10 protein-coding genes and 2 pseudogenes are annotated in these 15,982 nt (G+C 59.7%); 7 read left to right on the forward strand and 5 right to left on the reverse strand.

Annotation, left to right across the window (positions count from 1 at the left end; translation table 11 throughout):
- Window positions 1-74: 74 nt before the first annotated feature.
- Together BK670_RS30110 and BK670_RS30115 are read right to left on the reverse strand one after the other, a co-directional pair.
- Window positions 75-947: a methyl-accepting chemotaxis protein gene (locus tag BK670_RS30110; protein WP_371042268.1), complete on the reverse strand. Its 873-nt coding sequence runs from the start codon at window positions 945-947 to the stop codon at window positions 75-77.
- Window positions 948-977: 30 nt separating this feature from the next.
- A pseudogene (locus BK670_RS30115) lies at window positions 978-1,730 on the reverse strand (MCP four helix bundle domain-containing protein); the annotation flags it as partial.
- Between the two features lie 248 nt (window positions 1,731-1,978).
- Between BK670_RS30115 and BK670_RS01560 the strand changes: the two are divergent.
- The 4 genes and pseudogenes from BK670_RS01560 to BK670_RS30125 all read left to right on the forward strand — a co-directional run bounded on the left by BK670_RS01560 (window position 1,979) and on the right by BK670_RS30125 (window position 4,545).
- On the forward strand, window positions 1,979-2,209 hold the full coding sequence (locus tag BK670_RS01560) for a hypothetical protein (protein WP_007909525.1): 231 nt from the start codon (window positions 1,979-1,981) through the stop codon (window positions 2,207-2,209).
- A complete protein-coding gene (locus BK670_RS01565; RefSeq protein ID WP_123448326.1) occupies window positions 2,206-2,508 on the forward strand; it encodes a cell division protein ZapA in 303 nt (100 codons plus the stop codon). The genes BK670_RS01560 and BK670_RS01565 overlap by 4 nt, the downstream gene beginning before the upstream one ends.
- A gap of 144 nt (window positions 2,509-2,652) precedes the next feature.
- Window positions 2,653-3,678: pseudogene (locus BK670_RS30120) on the forward strand (cache domain-containing protein); the annotation flags it as partial.
- Window positions 3,679-3,813: 135 nt separating this feature from the next.
- Window positions 3,814-4,545 (forward strand): methyl-accepting chemotaxis protein, encoded by a 732-nt coding sequence (locus BK670_RS30125; protein WP_473086923.1) that lies wholly within the window; start codon window positions 3,814-3,816, stop codon window positions 4,543-4,545.
- Between the two features lie 146 nt (window positions 4,546-4,691).
- Here the strand turns inward: BK670_RS30125 and BK670_RS01575 are convergent, their stop codons facing one another.
- Window positions 4,692-6,494: an acyl-CoA dehydrogenase gene (locus BK670_RS01575; RefSeq protein WP_123448328.1), complete on the reverse strand. Its 1,803-nt coding sequence runs from the start codon at window positions 6,492-6,494 to the stop codon at window positions 4,692-4,694.
- Window positions 6,495-6,752: 258 nt separating this feature from the next.
- A complete protein-coding gene (gene putA / locus BK670_RS01585; protein ID WP_123448330.1) occupies window positions 6,753-10,706 on the reverse strand; it encodes a trifunctional transcriptional regulator/proline dehydrogenase/L-glutamate gamma-semialdehyde dehydrogenase in 3,954 nt (1,317 codons plus the stop codon).
- Window positions 10,707-11,164: 458 nt separating this feature from the next.
- On the opposite strand from putA, the gene putP reads away from it, so the two are divergent.
- Window positions 11,165-12,649 carry a sodium/proline symporter PutP gene (gene putP / locus BK670_RS01590; RefSeq protein WP_123448331.1) on the forward strand — a complete coding sequence of 495 codons (1,485 nt, stop codon included), beginning with the start codon at window positions 11,165-11,167 and terminating at the stop codon, window positions 12,647-12,649.
- Between the two features lie 131 nt (window positions 12,650-12,780).
- Here putP and BK670_RS29535 read toward each other — a convergent pair whose 3' ends face one another.
- Complete coding sequence (locus tag BK670_RS29535; RefSeq protein ID WP_185036714.1) at window positions 12,781-12,942, reverse strand: hypothetical protein; 162 nt, start codon at window positions 12,940-12,942, stop codon at window positions 12,781-12,783.
- Between the two features lie 60 nt (window positions 12,943-13,002).
- On the opposite strand from BK670_RS29535, the gene BK670_RS01600 reads away from it, so the two are divergent.
- Together BK670_RS01600 and BK670_RS01605 are read left to right on the forward strand one after the other, a co-directional pair.
- Window positions 13,003-15,018 (forward strand): type VI secretion system Vgr family protein, encoded by a 2,016-nt coding sequence (locus BK670_RS01600; protein ID WP_123448333.1) that lies wholly within the window; start codon window positions 13,003-13,005, stop codon window positions 15,016-15,018.
- Window positions 15,008-15,715, forward strand: a complete 708-nt coding sequence (locus BK670_RS01605; protein ID WP_123448334.1) for a DUF4123 domain-containing protein — start codon at window positions 15,008-15,010, stop codon at window positions 15,713-15,715. Before BK670_RS01600 ends, BK670_RS01605 begins: the two co-directional genes overlap by 11 nt.
- Window positions 15,716-15,982: the final 267 nt, after the last annotated feature.

Below are 15,982 nucleotides of genomic sequence, written 5' to 3' on the forward strand. Positions count from 1 at the left end.
CGATGTCCCCGGTCTAATTTGTAAAGGATGTACCGGTCTCTACAGTGAGGGGCTTTTGATCTTGATCTCAAAATTTACAGGCTGAACCGCCCAACCATGTTGTTCAGGTCCAGCGCCAGGCGCGACAGCTCGTTACTCGCCGCACTGGTCTGATTCGCCCCCGTCGCCGATTGCACCGACAGATCGCGGATGTTGACCAGATTGCGATCCACTTCCCGCGCCACTTGCGCTTGCTCTTCGGCGGCGCTGGCGATCACCAGGTTGCGCTCGTTGATCTCGACGATGGCGGTGTTGATGGTGTCCAGCGACATGCCGGCACCCCGAGCAATGTTCAGCGTCGACTCGGCACGCTCGGTGCTGTTGCGCATCGAATCCACGGCGTGTTCGGTGCCGCTCTGGATGCTGCCGATCATCCGCTCGATTTCGCTGGTCGACTGCTGAGTACGGTGCGCCAGGGCACGTACTTCGTCTGCAACCACTGCGAACCCACGACCGGCTTCACCGGCACGTGCCGCTTCAATCGCCGCGTTGAGCGCCAGCAGGTTAGTCTGATCGGCCAGACCCCGGATCACATCCAGCACCTTGCCGATATCGCGGGATTCGTTGGCCAGATCACCGATCAGGCTGGCAGTGCTCTGCACGTCGGCGCTCATGCGTTCGATGGCGCTGACGGTTTCCTGCACCAGATCACGACCGTCGCCCGCCGAGGTGGTGGCGTTCTTCGAGGCTTCGGAAGTGCTCACCGCGTTGCGTGCGACTTCTTCCACGGCGCTGGTCATTTCGTTGACCGCCGTGGCCGCCTGTTCGATTTCGTTGTTCTGCTGGGTCAGGCCACGGGCGCTTTCGTCGGTGACGCTGTTCAGCTCTTCAGCCGCCGAAGCCAACTGAGTGGCCGAGCCGGAAATGCGCTGCAGGGTGTCACGCAGCTTCGATTGCATCTTCGCCATTGCTGCCAGCAAGCGTCCGGCCTCGTCGCTGCCGTCAACGTGGATCGGCTGGGTCAGGTTGCCTTCGGCGATGGTTTCCGCAGCGTCCAGTGCTTCGGAAATCGGCTTGGTGATGCTGACGGTCAGCAGCCAGGCGAAGAGAAACGTCAGGCCAGTGGCTATCACCAGCAACGTGACCACAAGGTTGAAAGACATCGCAAACTGATCGCTCGCGCCTTTATCTGTCTCGGCGATTTGCTGAGTGTTGATCTCCAGCAAGCGCGCCAGGGCGGTGTTCACCGCTTCCGAGTTGCTCAGCAAATCCGCGTTGAGCATCTGCCGCAGTTCATCGATCTGATTGTTGCGCGACAGGGTTTTCATCCGGTCTTCGAGTTGACGGTACTGCCCCAGGAGCTGCACGTATTGGTCGTAGGCCGCACGCTCTTGCGGGCCATCGATCAGGGGTTCGTAGGCACGCTGGGCGTCGGCAATCTGCCGATTGCGCAAATCGAACAGCTCGATGGTTTTCTGCTGCACGTCCGGTTCACGGTTGATCAGCAACCGGTACGACAACACCCGCAGGCGCAGCGTCAATTGAGTGAATTCATCGAGGGCTTTGATCGACGGCACGCTTTCAGTAGCGATGTTTTCGCCAGCAGCGCGGATTTTGCTCATCTGGTTCAGCGCGAACACGCCGAGAATCAGCATCAGGCCGCCGATCAGGGCAAAGCCGGTAAACGCCCGTGGGGCGATATTCATATTGCGAAGGGACATGGACGGATACCAAGAGAGGGCCGCATCCATGCGGGCAGAGACTGCTGTATGGATGACTTATCGGTCATACGACTTAAGTCTTGAGGCAGTGTGCGTATTTGTCGCAGAAAGGCCTGGGCGACGAAGTGCAGGAACCAGATCGGCAGATCACAGTCTTTAAAACTCGCGAGAACGGTCGGCCACCAGGAAAATCAAGGCTTTGCGCCGGTTTATCCCTGGCATCCGTGATGACTTTTCTTTATCGTACGCGCCCTTTGAAAAACGCTTGGAAGATCAAAATGTTGGAAGCATCCCTCAGCCAATTGGAACAGCTCGTCAGCGACCTGGTGCAACAGAACCAGACCCTCGCGCAAACCAACCAGACCCTGTCCACGGAACTGGCCCAGGCCAAGGATGAAAACGAAAGCCTGCAACTGAACCTGATGGAGCAGGAAGAAAAGCACGGCGCCACCGCTGCACGCATTCAAGCTCTGGTTGATCGCGTCAACGCAGGTCCTGTCAGCGCATGAACCACCACACAGCAGGGGTAAAAGTCGTCTCCATTCTCGGGGAGGACTATTCGATCAAGGCACCGGCCGGGGAAGAACAGACCCTGCTGGACGCGGCCATGATGCTCAAGGCAGCGCTGGAAGACACCAAGCGCAAATACCCGACACTTATCGGTGACCGCTTGCTGGTACTGGCGGCGATGAATCTGTGCTCGCAGCAGATCGAAATGAAGAAGCAACACCAGGAAGAACTCGACCGTTACCAAGAGCAAGTCAGCGCCACGGTCGACACCATCGCCAAGACCATCAACCAGGGTTAATGGAGATGCGCACAACCAAAGAATAGATTGTCGAATTGTTTGTATACAATCGGCACGGCTGTTGCATTGTTTCGGCCACTTATTCTTTGGGGGTGCTCCATGCAGTTGTGGCGACGCAGTATTCAATGGCAGCTGATTCTCAGCATGGGCACGGCCCTGCTGGTCAGTATCCTGATCGTGGTTGGCATTTATACCCTGGTGGTCAACCGCCTCGCCCAGAGCTATCTGGTCGAACAAGCCCTGCCGTCGAGCATTGAAGCGACGCGCAACGATATCGAACGCATCCTCGTGCAACCGCTGACGGCGGCCAAGGACATCGCCAGCAACACCATGGTGCGTGACTGGCTCGCCACTGGCGAAGACAGCAGCAAAACAGCGGGCTTCGCGCAGTATCTGGAAGGCATCCGCGCCGAACATAAAGCCTTCACTGCTTTGATCATCGGCACTGAATCCAATCACTACATCACCGAAAAAGGCCTGGACCGCACCCTCAGTCGCGCCAAACAGGCCGATGCCTGGTTCTATTCCTTCCTCGACAGCAATCAACCGCGCACCCTCAATATCGACAACGACGGGGCGACCGGAGAATTGGCGCTGTTCATCGATTTGAAGGTCGAGCAAGCCGGCAAAGTGGTCGGCGTGGCCGGACTTGGTTTGAGCATGAAAGAGCTGTCGGAGCTGATTCACAACTTCAGCTTTGGTGAGCGCGGCAAGGTCTATCTCGTGCGTTCCGACGGTTTGATCCAGGTGCATCCCGAGGCGCAGTTCAGCGGTAAACGCACGCTTACGGAGCAGATTGGTGCTTCAGCCGCGCAGGCGCTCATGGGGCAAAAAACTGCCATCAGCAGTAACTTCCAAAGGGATGGCGAAGACTTCCTCGCCTTCAGTCTGCCATTGCGTGATTTGGGCTGGACGTTGGTGGCCGAAGTGCCGCAATCGCAGATCTATGCCGAAGCCCGTAAAGCGATGTGGATGAGTGGCGGCATCGGTCTGGCGGTGGCGCTGGTGTGCCTCGCCTTGGTGGTGTGGCTGGCACAAGGTTTGGTGCGGCCGATTCGCCAAGTAACAGCCGCACTGGTAGCAATCGGTAGCGGTGGGGGAGATTTGACCCACCGGTTAGATTCCAGCCGCGCTGATGAGCTGGGTGACCTCGCTCGCGGCTTCAACCGTTTCCTCGACAGTCAACGCGGGATGATCGGCGAAGTGCTGACCACCAGCGAGCGTCTGCGCACGGCCGTAGGGCAAGTGGCGAAAGTGGTGGAGAACACCGCCGAACGTTCTGGCCGTCAGCAGGAAATGACCGACATGGTTGCGACCGCCGTGCACGAAATGGGCCTGACCGTGCAGGAGATTGCGCAGAACGCTGGTAACGCGGCGCTGGCCTCGCAAACTGCGCGGGATGAAGCGATGCTGGCGCGGGAAGTGGTTGGCGGCTCGATCAAGCATATTGAAAGCATGTCCGATGAGATTGGCGTCGCGGCGGGGGCAGTCGGGGAGCTGGCGCATCAAGTGGCTTCTATTGATTCGGTGCTGGCGGTGATTCGCGGCGTGTCCGAGCAGACCAACCTGTTGGCGCTCAATGCCGCCATCGAAGCGGCGCGGGCCGGGGATATGGGGCGCGGTTTCGCCGTCGTCGCCGATGAAGTACGCACTTTGGCGCGCCGCACGCAGGCATCTACCGATGAAATCCAGCAGATGATTGGCAGCCTCAAGCAGGGCGCTGAGAACGCCGTATCGTCGATGCGCACCGGGCAGGCGGCGACCGGCACCGGGGTTGAGTCGAGCCAGCGTACCGGCGCGTCGTTGACGGCGATTACCGGGCAGGTCGAGCGCATCAGCGATATGAACCATCAGGTGGCGACGGCGACCGAAGAGCAGTCGGCGGTCACTGAAGAAATCAATCGCAACGTGCAGGGTATTTCCGATCTGGCGCGGGCGACGGCGGGAGAGGTCAGGGCTTGTCGCGAAGACTGCCAGATGTTGCAGAAGCTGGCGGATGATCTGGCGCGGCAGATGGGTGGGTTCAAACTGTCCTGACAGGTATGTTGTTTGAACTGACGCCTTCGCGAGCAGGCTCGCTCCCACATTGGGTCCGGTGTGTCCACAAACCCTGTGAACAACACAAAACCCTGTGGGAGCGAGTCTGCTCGCGATTGGATTTCAGCCGCTAAAGATATCCTGGATCAGAACCACTCATCCCGCATCGCCAGGCACGTATCATCCCGCGTCTCCAGCAACGCCAGTTCATGGTGGCAGCCCGGCACTTCCCATGTCAGGAAATACCGCGCCGCCTGCAACTTGCCTTTATAGAAGTCAGCATCCGCCGCATTACCCTTGGCCAGCCCTTCCTCGGCACGAGTCGCCTGCTCCAGCCAGCGCCAGCCAATCACCGTGTGCCCGAACACCTTCAGGTACAACGCCGAGTTCGCCAGACTGCTGTTGACCTTGCCCTGCGCCAGATCGGTCAACAAACCGATGGTCACCGTTTGCAGGCGCGCCACCAGTTTTTCCAGCGGCTCACGCAGTGCGGTCAGCGATTCGTACGCCGTCGCGCGTTCAGCGGTGTTGGCGATCAGGCGAATCAGTTGTTTGAGCCCCGCGCCACCGTTCTGCGCCAGTTTGCGCCCGAGCAAATCCAGCGACTGAATGCCGTGAGTGCCTTCGTGAATCGGATTCAAGCGGTTGTCGCGGTAATACTGCTCCACCGGGTACTCGCGGGTATAACCGTGGCCGCCAAGAATCTGGATCGCCAGTTCGTTGGCCTTCAGGCAAAACTCCGACGGCCAGGATTTGACGATCGGCGTGAGCAGGTCCAGCAGTTCGTGTGCTTGCTTGCGTTCGGCTTCGGTTTCAAGCGTGGTGGTGTCATCGAACAAACGTGCGGCGTACAGGCCGAGGTCAAATGCCCCTTCGACGTAGGATTTCTGCGTCAGCAACATGCGTCTTACATCGGCGTGCTGAATGATCGCCACCGGCGCGGTGGTCGGGTCTTTGCTGTCCGGCACCCGGCCTTGCGGCCGCTCGCGGGCGTACTCCAGCGAATACAGGTAACCGGCATAACCGAGCATCACCGCGCCCATGCCGACACCGATCCGCGCCTCGTTCATCATCTGGAACATGTAGCTCAGACCGTGATGCGGCTTGCCCACCAGATAACCGACACACTCACCGTTATCGCCGAAGTTCAGCGCAGTGGAGGTTGTGCCGCGCCAGCCCATCTTGTGAAACAACCCAGCCAGCAGCACGTCGTTACGCTGGCCGAGGCTGCCGTCATCGTTGACCAGAAACTTCGGCACGATGAACAGCGAAATACCTTTCACCCCCGGCGGAGCGTCCGGCAGCTTGGCCAGGACCATGTGCACGATGTTTTCCGACAGCGGATGATCGCCGCCGGAAATGAAGATCTTGTTGCCCTTCAGGCGATAAGTGCCGTCGGACGCCGGCTCTGCGCGCGTACGAATATCCGACAGCGATGAACCGGCGTGGGGTTCGGTCAACGCCATGGTGCCGAAGAAGCGGCCATCGATCATCGGCTGCAGGAAGCGCTGTTTTTGCTCGTCAGTGCCGAAGCTCTCGATCAGGTTGGCCGCGCCCATGGTCAAGAACGGGTACGAAGTAGAAGCAGCGTTGGCCGACTGGAAATGGGCGAAGCAGGCTTGCGACAGCAATGTAGGAAGTTGCATGCCACCGGCGTCGAAACTTCTCGCGGCGTTGAGGAATCCGGCTTCAAGGAAAGCATCCACCGCCGGTTTCACTTCAGGAATCAGAATCGCCTGACCGTCCTCGTAGCGCGGTTCGTTCTCGTCGCCTTTGCGGTTGTGCGGCGCAAAGTACTTCTCGGCGATGCTGCGCGCGGTGCCAATGGCGGCGTCGAAAGTCTCGCGGTTGTGCTCGGCAAAGCGCTCACGCCGGGTCAGGCCCTCGGCATCAAGGACTTCATACAGCTCGAAAGCCAGATTGCGGGAACTGAGCAGCGTCTCGGACATGGCGGCCTACCTGAAATTGGGGTTGGGCCGAGTCTAGGCGTGCGGATAAAGGCTGAACAGGATGATTGATGGGCGTGATGTTGGGCCAGAGCGCCGACTTAACAGACACCCCATAACAACTGTGGGAGCGAGCCTGCTCGCGAAAGCGGTAAGTCAGGCAACATTGATGTCGACTGACACTCCGTCTTCGCGAGCAGGCTCGCTCCCACATGATATTTCGTACCGGGCGGCCATTGCGGCGGCCCGGTTTATCGGGTGTTAACCGATCGTCATCAAGCTCGCATTACCACCCGCCGCAGCCGTGTTAACACTCAACGCCCGCTCAATCACCAGACGTTCCAGCGCAATGTTGGTCTCGCCCTGGGACAAGCCCTGAACCCCAACGATCGCGCCGGCACGCTTGGCAATCTGCTGGCAAACGCCGCGCAACTGATCGGAATGGCCGTGATGCAGAACCGCATCAAACACCACGTCGTCTTTATTCCAGTCGGAAACCAGCTTGATCCGCGCCTGAATCTCCTTCGGCAGGCGTGCGAACAAGGCCTTGCTGATGTCGGATTCCGGCCACACCGCCGAACCACCTACCGCCAATACCGCCGCCAATTGCGTCAGCAGATCACCTTCAACGTCCGCCAGGCACAGCACGTGTTCGCGCGGCAGGATGGCGTAGCTGTTCTTCTCACCGGTCGGACCGGCCAGCACGCGGGTGATACCGCTTTGCGATTGCGCAGCGTATTGCGCGCAGAGGGTGCTCAGGTCTGCGTATTTGTTGCTGTCAGCCCAGGCTTTCAGCGCGGTCAGCGGTTTGCTCATGGCATCGCGCAGACGAACATCCGGGGCCACGGCAGCATCACCGCGAGCGAAGGATTGTTCGATGGCGTCAGTAGGGCGCGTCGACAGCAAGCGGTACAGGTACAGCGGGCCACCGGCTTTCGGGCCAGTACCCGACAGGCCTTCGCCGCCGAACGGCTGCACGCCGACCACGGCACCGACGATGTTGCGGTTGACGTAGACGTTACCGGCATTGACGTTGTCGATCACCTTGGCGATGGTCTCGTCGATGCGCGTGTGCACACCCAGTGTCAGGCCATAACCGGAAGCGTTGATCTGGCCGATCAACTGATCGATCTCTTTGCGCTTGTAGCGAACCACGTGCAGCACCGGACCGAAGATCTCGCGTTGCAGCTCGTCGAAGCTTTCCAGTTCGATCAGCGTCGGCATGACGAAGGTGCCGCGTTTGACTTCTTCGGTGTCGGCGATAGCGACCTGGTAGACGTTGCGACCTTTGTCGCGCATGCCCTGGATGTGCTTGTCGATGCCAGCCTTGGCTTCGGCGTCGATCACCGGGCCGATGTCCACGGACAGACGCTCAGGGTTGCCGAGACGGCTTTCGGCCATGGCACCTTTGAGCATTTCGATGACGCGATCGGCGGAATCTTCCTGCAGACACAGTACCCGCAGCGCCGAGCAGCGCTGACCGGCGCTGTCGAAAGCCGAGGACACCACGTCGATCACAACTTGTTCGGTCAGTGCCGAAGAGTCGACGATCATTGCGTTCTGGCCACCGGTTTCGGCGATCAGCGGAATCGGACGGCCCTGGTTGTCGAGGCGACCGGCAATGTTGCGTTGCAGCAGGCGCGCAACTTCGGTGGAACCGGTGAACATCACGCCTTTGACGCGCTCATCGCCAACCAGACCTGCGCCGACAGTTTCACCGCGCCCCGGTAGCAGTTGCAGCACGCCTTCCGGGATGCCGGCCTCAAGCATCAGGCGCACAGCCTGAGCAGCCACCAGCGGGGTTTGTTCGGCCGGTTTGGCCAGTACCGGGTTACCGGCAGCCAGTGCGGCAGCGACTTGGCCACTGAAGATCGCCAGCGGGAAGTTCCACGGGCTGATGCACACGACCGGGCCCAGTGGGCGGTGGGCGTCGTTGCTGAAATCGTTGCGTGCCTGCACCGCGTAATAACGCAGGAAGTCGACCGCTTCGCGGACTTCGGCGATGGCGTTGGCGAAGGTCTTGCCGGCTTCGCGAGCCAACAGGCCCATCAGCGGCTGGATCTCGCCTTCCATCAAATCAGCGGCACGTTCCAGAATCGCCGCACGCTCGGCGGGCGGGGTGGCCTGCCAGATCGGTGCGGCGTTCAATGCGCATTGAATGGCGTTGTCGACGTCTTCGACGGTGGCTTCTTGAACATGACCGACTACATCACGGTGATCAGCCGGGTTCAGAACAGCTGCCGGCGTTTCCTTGCTGGAGGCGCAACCGAGCATCGGCGCGGCTTTCCAGTCGTTGTGCGCAGTGGCGAGCAAGGCGCAGGACAGCGAAGCCAGACGATGTTCGTTGGCCATGTCGATGCCGCTGGAGTTGGCGCGCTCGGAACCATACAGATCACGCGGCAGCGGAATGCGCGGGTGCGGCAGGCCGAACCCACCTTCCACGGTCGCCATCTGTTCGATCTGCGCCACCGGATCGGCCACCAGCTCCTGAATCGAAATCGACTGGTCGGCGATGCGGTTGACGAACGAGGTGTTCGCGCCGTTTTCCAGCAGGCGACGTACGAGGTACGCCAGCAGGGTTTCATGAGTACCGACCGGTGCGTACACGCGGCACGGACGGTTCAGCTTGCCCTCGGAAACCTTGCCTACAACTTGTTCGTAAAGCGGCTCACCCATGCCGTGCAGGCACTGGAATTCGTACTGGCCCGGGTAATAGTTCTGACCGGCAATGTGGTAAATGGCCGACAGGGTGTGGGCGTTGTGCGTGGCGAACTGCGGGTAGATGACTTCCGGCACCGACAGCAGTTTGCGTGCGCAAGCGATGTAGGAAACGTCGGTGTACACCTTGCGGGTGTAAACCGGATAGCCTTCCAGGCCTTCGACCTGAGCGCGTTTGATTTCGCTGTCCCAGTACGCGCCTTTTACCAGGCGGATCATCAGGCGATGACGGCTGCGACGGGCCAGATCGATCACGTAATCGATCACGTACGGGCAACGCTTCTGGTACGCCTGGATAACGAAACCGATGCCGTTCCAGCCGGTCAGTTGCGGCTCGAAGCACAGGCGCTCCAGCAGATCCAGTGACAGTTCGAGGCGGTCGGCTTCTTCGGCGTCGATGTTCAGACCGATATCGTATTGCTTGGCCAGCAGGGTCAGCGACAGCAGACGCGGGTACAGCTCGTCCATCACGCGCTCGTACTGCGCACGGCTGTAACGCGGGTGCAGTGCCGACAGCTTGATGGAGATGCCCGGGCCTTCATAAATCCCACGGCCGTGGGAGGCTTTGCCGATCGAGTGAATGGCTTGTTCGTACGACGCCAGGTACTTCTGCGCGTCGTGCTCGGTCAGTGCCGCTTCGCCGAGCATGTCGTAGGAATAGCGGAAACCCTTGGCTTCGAACTTGCTCGCGTTGGCCAGTGCTTCGGCGATGGTTTCGCCGGTGACGAACTGCTCGCCCATCAGGCGCATGGCCATGTCGACGCCCTTGCGGATCATCGGCTCACCGCTCTTGCCGATGATGCGGCTCAGCGAAGAAGTCAGGCCGGCTTCGTTATGGGTGGACACCAGCTTGCCGGTCAGCAGCAGACCCCAAGTGGCGGCGTTGACGAACAGCGAAGGGCTGTTGCCCAAATGCGGATGCCAGTTGCCGGTGCTGATCTTGTCGCGGATCAGGGCGTCACGAGTGCCCTTGTCCGGGATACGCAGCAGCGCTTCGGCCAGGCACATCAGAGCCACGCCTTCCTGGGACGACAGGGAAAATTCCTGCAGCAGACCCTGAACAATGCCTGCACGACCGCCAGCACTTTTCTGGTTACGCAGTTTTTCCGCGATGGAAGCGGCGAGTTTGTTAGTGGCTTCAGCCATCGGGGCTGGCAGACGAGCCTGCTCAATCAGCATCGGCACCACTTCCGGCTCAGGGCGACGGTAAGCGGCGGTGATCGCAGCGCGCAGTACGGATTGCGGCAGGATGCTTTCGGCGAATTCGAGGAAGCATTGGTGGGCGTGATCGGTGTGGACTTCGCCCGCCTCATCGGCGTCCTTGGCGGTCAAACCGTTCAGCTCGGTCAGGGTTGCACCACCCTCGAGTTTTTCCAGGTAATTGAAAATTGCCTGCTTGATCAGCCAGTGCGGTGTGCGATCAATCGAGGTCGCGGCCGCCTTCAGGCGCTCGCGGGTCGGGTCATCAAGTTTGACCCCAAGGGTGGTGGTAGCCATATTTTTATCCTCATGGTTGCCACAGTTGCGTGGCATCAGCTGGCGGCAAGATTAGCCGTGCGCTGAAAGAGGTGCAACCGGGTGCAACCCTTTTTTTGTCGGAATAATAGGCAGCTCGTCAGGAATTATTTTCCGGTACGAAAGTACCGCTCCCGCTTGGTGCTTTTGCTTCTAGCAAAGGGCCATGACTGCCACAAAAGGGAGCAAAAACGGGGTGATTGTCGATAAATCCGACTGGGTGCAACTTATTCTCACGAAACTGGTTGCACCTTATTTGATTTGTTGCATAGCATTCGCGCCCTAGGTGCAACCGGGAATAACCCGGTGTACCGGCTGATGGCTTTCCTGGGGAAACATCAGTCCTAAATGCGCGGGATCCCGGATCGTCTGCCAAACGTCGTCGTTTGCGAGCGGTTCACCACCGCCGCTACATAAAAACAAAGCCAGGGCGTAACTCAATGAGCGTAAGCAATCCAACCCTGATCACGTTCGTGATCTACATCGCAGCAATGGTGCTGATTGGCTTGATGGCCTATCGCTCCACCAACAACCTTTCTGACTATATCCTCGGCGGTCGAAGCCTCGGTAGCGTCGTCACCGCGCTGTCGGCCGGTGCTTCCGATATGAGCGGCTGGTTGTTGATGGGCCTGCCGGGCGCCATCTACATGTCCGGTCTGTCTGAAAGCTGGATCGCCATCGGTCTGGTCATCGGTGCCTACCTCAACTGGCTGTTCGTTGCCGGCCGTCTGCGCGTGCAGACCGAGCACAACGGCGATGCTCTGACCCTGCCGGACTACTTCGCCAGCCGTTTTGAAGACAAAAGCGGCCTGCTGCGGATCATCTCGGCGATCGTGATTCTGGTGTTCTTCACCATCTACTGCGCTTCCGGCATTGTGGCCGGTGCCCGTCTGTTCGAAAGCACCTTCGGCATGTCCTACGAGACGGCGTTGTGGGCCGGTGCTGCGGCGACGATTGCCTACACCTTTATCGGCGGTTTCCTGGCAGTGAGCTGGACCGACACCGTACAAGCCACGCTGATGATTTTCGCGCTGATCCTTACGCCAATCATCGTGCTGCTGGCCACCGGTGGTGTCGACACCACGTTCCTGGCCATCGAAGCGCAAGATCCAAGCAACTTCGACATGCTCAAAGGCACCACTTTCATCGGCATCATCTCGCTGATGGGCTGGGGTCTGGGCTACTTCGGCCAACCGCACATCCTCGCGCGTTTCATGGCGGCGGATTCGGTGAAATCGATCGCCAAGGCGCGTCGCATTTCCATGACCTGGATGATCCTGTGCCTGGGCGGCACCGTGGCCGTCGGCTTCTTCGGCATCGCTTACTTCTCGGCACACCCGGAAGTGGCCGGTCCCGTGACCGAGAACCACGAGCGTGTGTTCATCGAACTGGCCAAGATCCTCTTCAACCCTTGGATTGCCGGTGTGTTGCTGTCGGCCATTCTGGCTGCGGTGATGAGCACCCTGAGCTGCCAGTTGCTGGTGTGCTCGAGCGCCCTGACCGAAGACTTCTACAAAACCTTCCTGCGTAAATCCGCCTCCCAGGTTGAACTGGTCTGGGTCGGTCGCGCCATGGTGCTGTTGGTTGCACTGATCGCGATCGCCCTGGCCGCCAACCCGGAAAACCGCGTATTGGGCCTGGTGTCCTACGCCTGGGCCGGTTTCGGTGCTGCGTTCGGTCCGGTTGTGCTGATCTCGGTGGTCTGGAAAGACATGACCCGCAACGGCGCACTCGCCGGTATCCTGGTCGGCGCGATCACCGTGGTGGTCTGGAAGCATTTCGAACTGCTGGGTCTGTACGAAATCATCCCGGGCTTCATCTTCGCCAGCCTGGCCATCTACATCGTCAGCAAAATGGGCGAGCCGACCAAAGGCATGGTGCAGCGCTTCGAAGCGGCGGAAAAAGATTTCCACCTGAACAAGTGATTGTTCTGAGCTGATGCTCACCGGAAAACGGCCCGTTTCCTACAGGAGACGGGCCGTTTTTTTGTGCCTGTGATTTCTCGGATCCTGTGGAAATCCATTGTGGGAGCGAGCCTGCTCGCGAATGCGATTGATCATTCAATGAATGTGTTGACTGACATGCCGCTTTCGCGAGCAGGCTCGCTCCCACAGGGTTCGGTGGTGGTTTTGGAGGCTTGTCTGTAGTTGAAGGCGCCGCTTTTTGCAGGGTTTTTCGTCAATGAAGGTAGGGCAAATCTGATTTTCTCGTCGCCCATTCATCACCCCTTGCCCCTCATGCAGAATCGCCCGCCCTTCATTCTGCAGAGAGACATCGGATGTTCGCGCCTGCCAATCAACCGCGTTTCACGTTGACCCTCGAAGGCGCCCAACATGACCTCAAAGTCCTTGAGTTCACGGGCAAGGAAGCCATCAGCCAACCCTATCGCTTCGAACTGGAACTGGTCAGCGAGCGGCCGGATCTGGACCTTGAAAGCCTGCTGCACTGTCAGGCGTTTCTGAGTCTGGATGCACAGGGTTCCGGTATCCACGGTCAGATTTATCAGGTCGGGCAGGGCGATTCCGGGAAACGTCTGACGCGCTATCACATCAGCCTGGTCCCGCGTCTGACCTACCTCGGCCAGCGGATCAATCAACGGATCTTCCAGCATCTGACGGTGCCGCAAATTGTCGCGCGAGTGCTCAAGGATCATTCGATCCTGCGTGATGCCTTTGAATTTCGCCTCGGCAGCGAATACCCGGTGCGTGAGTATTGTGTGCAGTACGCCGAGAGCGATCTGGCCTTTATCCAGCGCGTTTGTGCCGAGGTCGGCATTCATTACCACTTTCAGCACAGCCCGCAAGGTCACCTGTTGGTGTTCGGCGATGATCAAACCGTATTCCCGCGATTGGCTGCGTCCACCCTGTATCTGCCCGGAAGCGGAATGTCTGCCGAGGCGCCGGCGATCAAGCGCTTCAACGTGCGCGTGGAAACCCGCACCAGCGTGGTCACCCGGCGTGACTACAACTTTGAAAAGCCACGCCTGCAACTGGAGAGTCGCATCGACGGCGAGCAACGTCCGGTGCTGGAGGACTACCACTTTCCCGGCCAATTCAATGATCGTGAAACCGGCAAGCACCTGGCCCAGCGTGCTCTTGAACGGCATATCGCCGATTACCGTCAGGCCGAGGGCATCAGCGATGAATCCGCGTTGGTTTGTGGACATTTCCTGCAACTGAGCGAGCATCCGCGTCAGGACTGGAACGACCTGTGGTTGCTCACCGGCATCGAACACCGAGGCCGACAGCCGCAAGTGCTGGAGGAATCGGTGACCAGCGATGGGGACGCATTCCAGGGTTACCGTAATACCTTTCTCGCGACGCCGTGGGATGTGTTCTTCCGGCCAGCCCTGGGGCCGGAAAAGCCGCGCATGCTCGGCTATCAACCGGCCGTTGTCACTGGACCGCAGGACAGCGAAATCCACTGCGACGAGCACGGGCGGGTCAAGGTGCAACTGGCCTGGGATCGCGACGGCGAACTCAACGAGCATTCCAGTTGTTGGCTGCGGGTCGCCACCGGTTGGGCGCACGACGGCTACGGCAGCGTGCTGATCCCGAGGGTCGGCATGGAAGTGCTGGTCGGTTTCATCGATGCCGATGCCGACAAGCCGCTGGTCATGGGTTGCCTGCCCAACGCCGCCACCCCAGTGCCGCTGGATCTCCCCGCCGACAAAACCCGCAGTATCTTCCGCAGCCAGAGCAGCCCCGGTGGCGGGGGCTACAACGAACTGCGCATCGAGGACAAAAAAGGCGCCGAGGAAATCTACCTGCGCGCCCAACGCAACTGGACCCAGCATGTGTTGCACGATCAACAGGTGCAGGTCGACAACGCGCGCAGCATCGTCGTCACGGGCATGGCCAAGCATGAATTGAAGGCTGACGAACAACGCATCACTCATGGCCAGCGTCAGGCCGAAGTCAGGCAGGACGATCATCTGACGGTAGTCGGCGATCGACATATCCGCGTCAGCAATCAGGCGACCAGCGCCAGTGCGCAGTTCCACGTCAGCGCCGGTCAGCAAGTGGTGATCGACGGCGGCGCCAGCGCGACGATTCAGGCGGGCGGGCAGTGGATCAACATCGGCCCCGGCGGGATTTTCAGCAGCGTACCGATTGTTGTGGGTGGCGCGCCGATGACGGCGATGAGTGCGGCGCCGAGTGTGCCGGGGTTGCCGGATACATTGGCGGCGGCCCCGGCGGCAATGCTGACGGCCGCGCAAATCATGAGCTTTAAAGGCGATGCACCATTCTGTGAGGAATGTGAGCGTTGCAAGGATGGTGTCTGTGCAGCCTGACTTTCTTGAGCCACGCGCATGGCTGGCGCGTGAGCCGCTGAAGCCCTCGGAGCAGTTGTTCGTGATCTTCAGCAATGCCAGTGATGCCAAGCCGCCGCTGCCGGTGGCGCAGAGCCCGATCTGGGCGGACACGATATACGCCGAGTGGGACGCGGTGATGCCCTATGTGGGAATTGTCGCGGCGGACAGTGAGTTTCTCGATTGGGTGGCGGCTACCGAGTCCCGCGACTGGGGATGGTTAGCGGTATCTTCGGCGAGCCTCGAAGTGCTGGCCGAGCATTTTCGCAGCCTGACGCAGGTGCTGATGCCGGATGGCAAAGCGGTGTTCTTTCGATTTTGGGATGGCCGGTTTTTGTTGCCGATCCTGCAATCCGATGCCGTGGCTGCTGCGCAGCTGTTGCCGGTGATTTCACGCGGACTGATCAATGGTCAGGCCTTGGAAATCGGGGGGCGCGCGCAGGTTTCGGGGCGTGTTTTTCCTTGGTGGACGGTGCCTGACTCGGTGTTGGCTTCGGCGGGGGATGAAGTCTGGGTCGGCAACGCTGTGCAGTGGCTGAGCGAGGAGCATCCCGCATTGTTCGAGGCATTTCCCGAGGCGGTTTTGCGCTGCAAGGTCGGGCAGTTTTTTCAGAGTTCAGCGTCGGAAGAATCGTCGCAATCGGCGTTGTTGGCGTATTTGCTGGCAGAGTCGGAGTGACATTTCCGGGCGAAGGCTTCGGACGTTTCCTTCGAGTTGCGGCGGTTTTCATGAACTGGTGGGCGGTGGGTTGCAGGGATAGTCTTTTCGTTGTCACTGCGAGAGTGGTGACAGGGTGTAGGAACCCTCGCTTTCATGGCGTTACAGTTCGTTGGCTTTTTACGGCACTTGATTCAAGTCCGTAAAATCGTTCGCGGCGGCTGTGCGCGGGACACGCTTCGGCGTGACCGAGGTCCATGATTGCTCGGTTCCTACTCTTGCGCACAG

The sequence above is a fragment of the Pseudomonas fluorescens genome (assembly GCF_003732425.1).
In the GTDB taxonomy this organism is placed as follows: Bacteria; Pseudomonadota; Gammaproteobacteria; order Pseudomonadales; family Pseudomonadaceae; genus Aquipseudomonas; species Aquipseudomonas fluorescens_BE.

Bases quoted from the DNA above. Each gene is read 5' to 3' on its own strand.
- BK670_RS30110 (WP_371042268.1), bottom strand. From the start codon at position 947: ATGGCGAAGATGCAATCGAAGCTGCGTGACACCCTGCAGCGCATTTCC.
- BK670_RS01560 (WP_007909525.1), top strand. From the start codon at position 1,979: ATGTTGGAAGCATCCCTCAGCCAATTGGAACAGCTCGTCAGCGACCTG.
- BK670_RS01565 (WP_123448326.1), top strand. From the start codon at position 2,206: ATGAACCACCACACAGCAGGGGTAAAAGTCGTCTCCATTCTCGGGGAG.
- BK670_RS30125 (WP_473086923.1), top strand. From the start codon at position 3,814: ATGGTTGCGACCGCCGTGCACGAAATGGGCCTGACCGTGCAGGAGATT.
- BK670_RS01575 (WP_123448328.1), bottom strand. From the start codon at position 6,494: ATGTCCGAGACGCTGCTCAGTTCCCGCAATCTGGCTTTCGAGCTGTAT.
- putA (WP_123448330.1), bottom strand. From the start codon at position 10,706: ATGGCTACCACCACCCTTGGGGTCAAACTTGATGACCCGACCCGCGAG.
- putP (WP_123448331.1), top strand. From the start codon at position 11,165: ATGAGCGTAAGCAATCCAACCCTGATCACGTTCGTGATCTACATCGCA.
- BK670_RS29535 (WP_185036714.1), bottom strand. From the start codon at position 12,942: ATGGGCGACGAGAAAATCAGATTTGCCCTACCTTCATTGACGAAAAAC.
- BK670_RS01600 (WP_123448333.1), top strand. From the start codon at position 13,003: ATGTTCGCGCCTGCCAATCAACCGCGTTTCACGTTGACCCTCGAAGGC.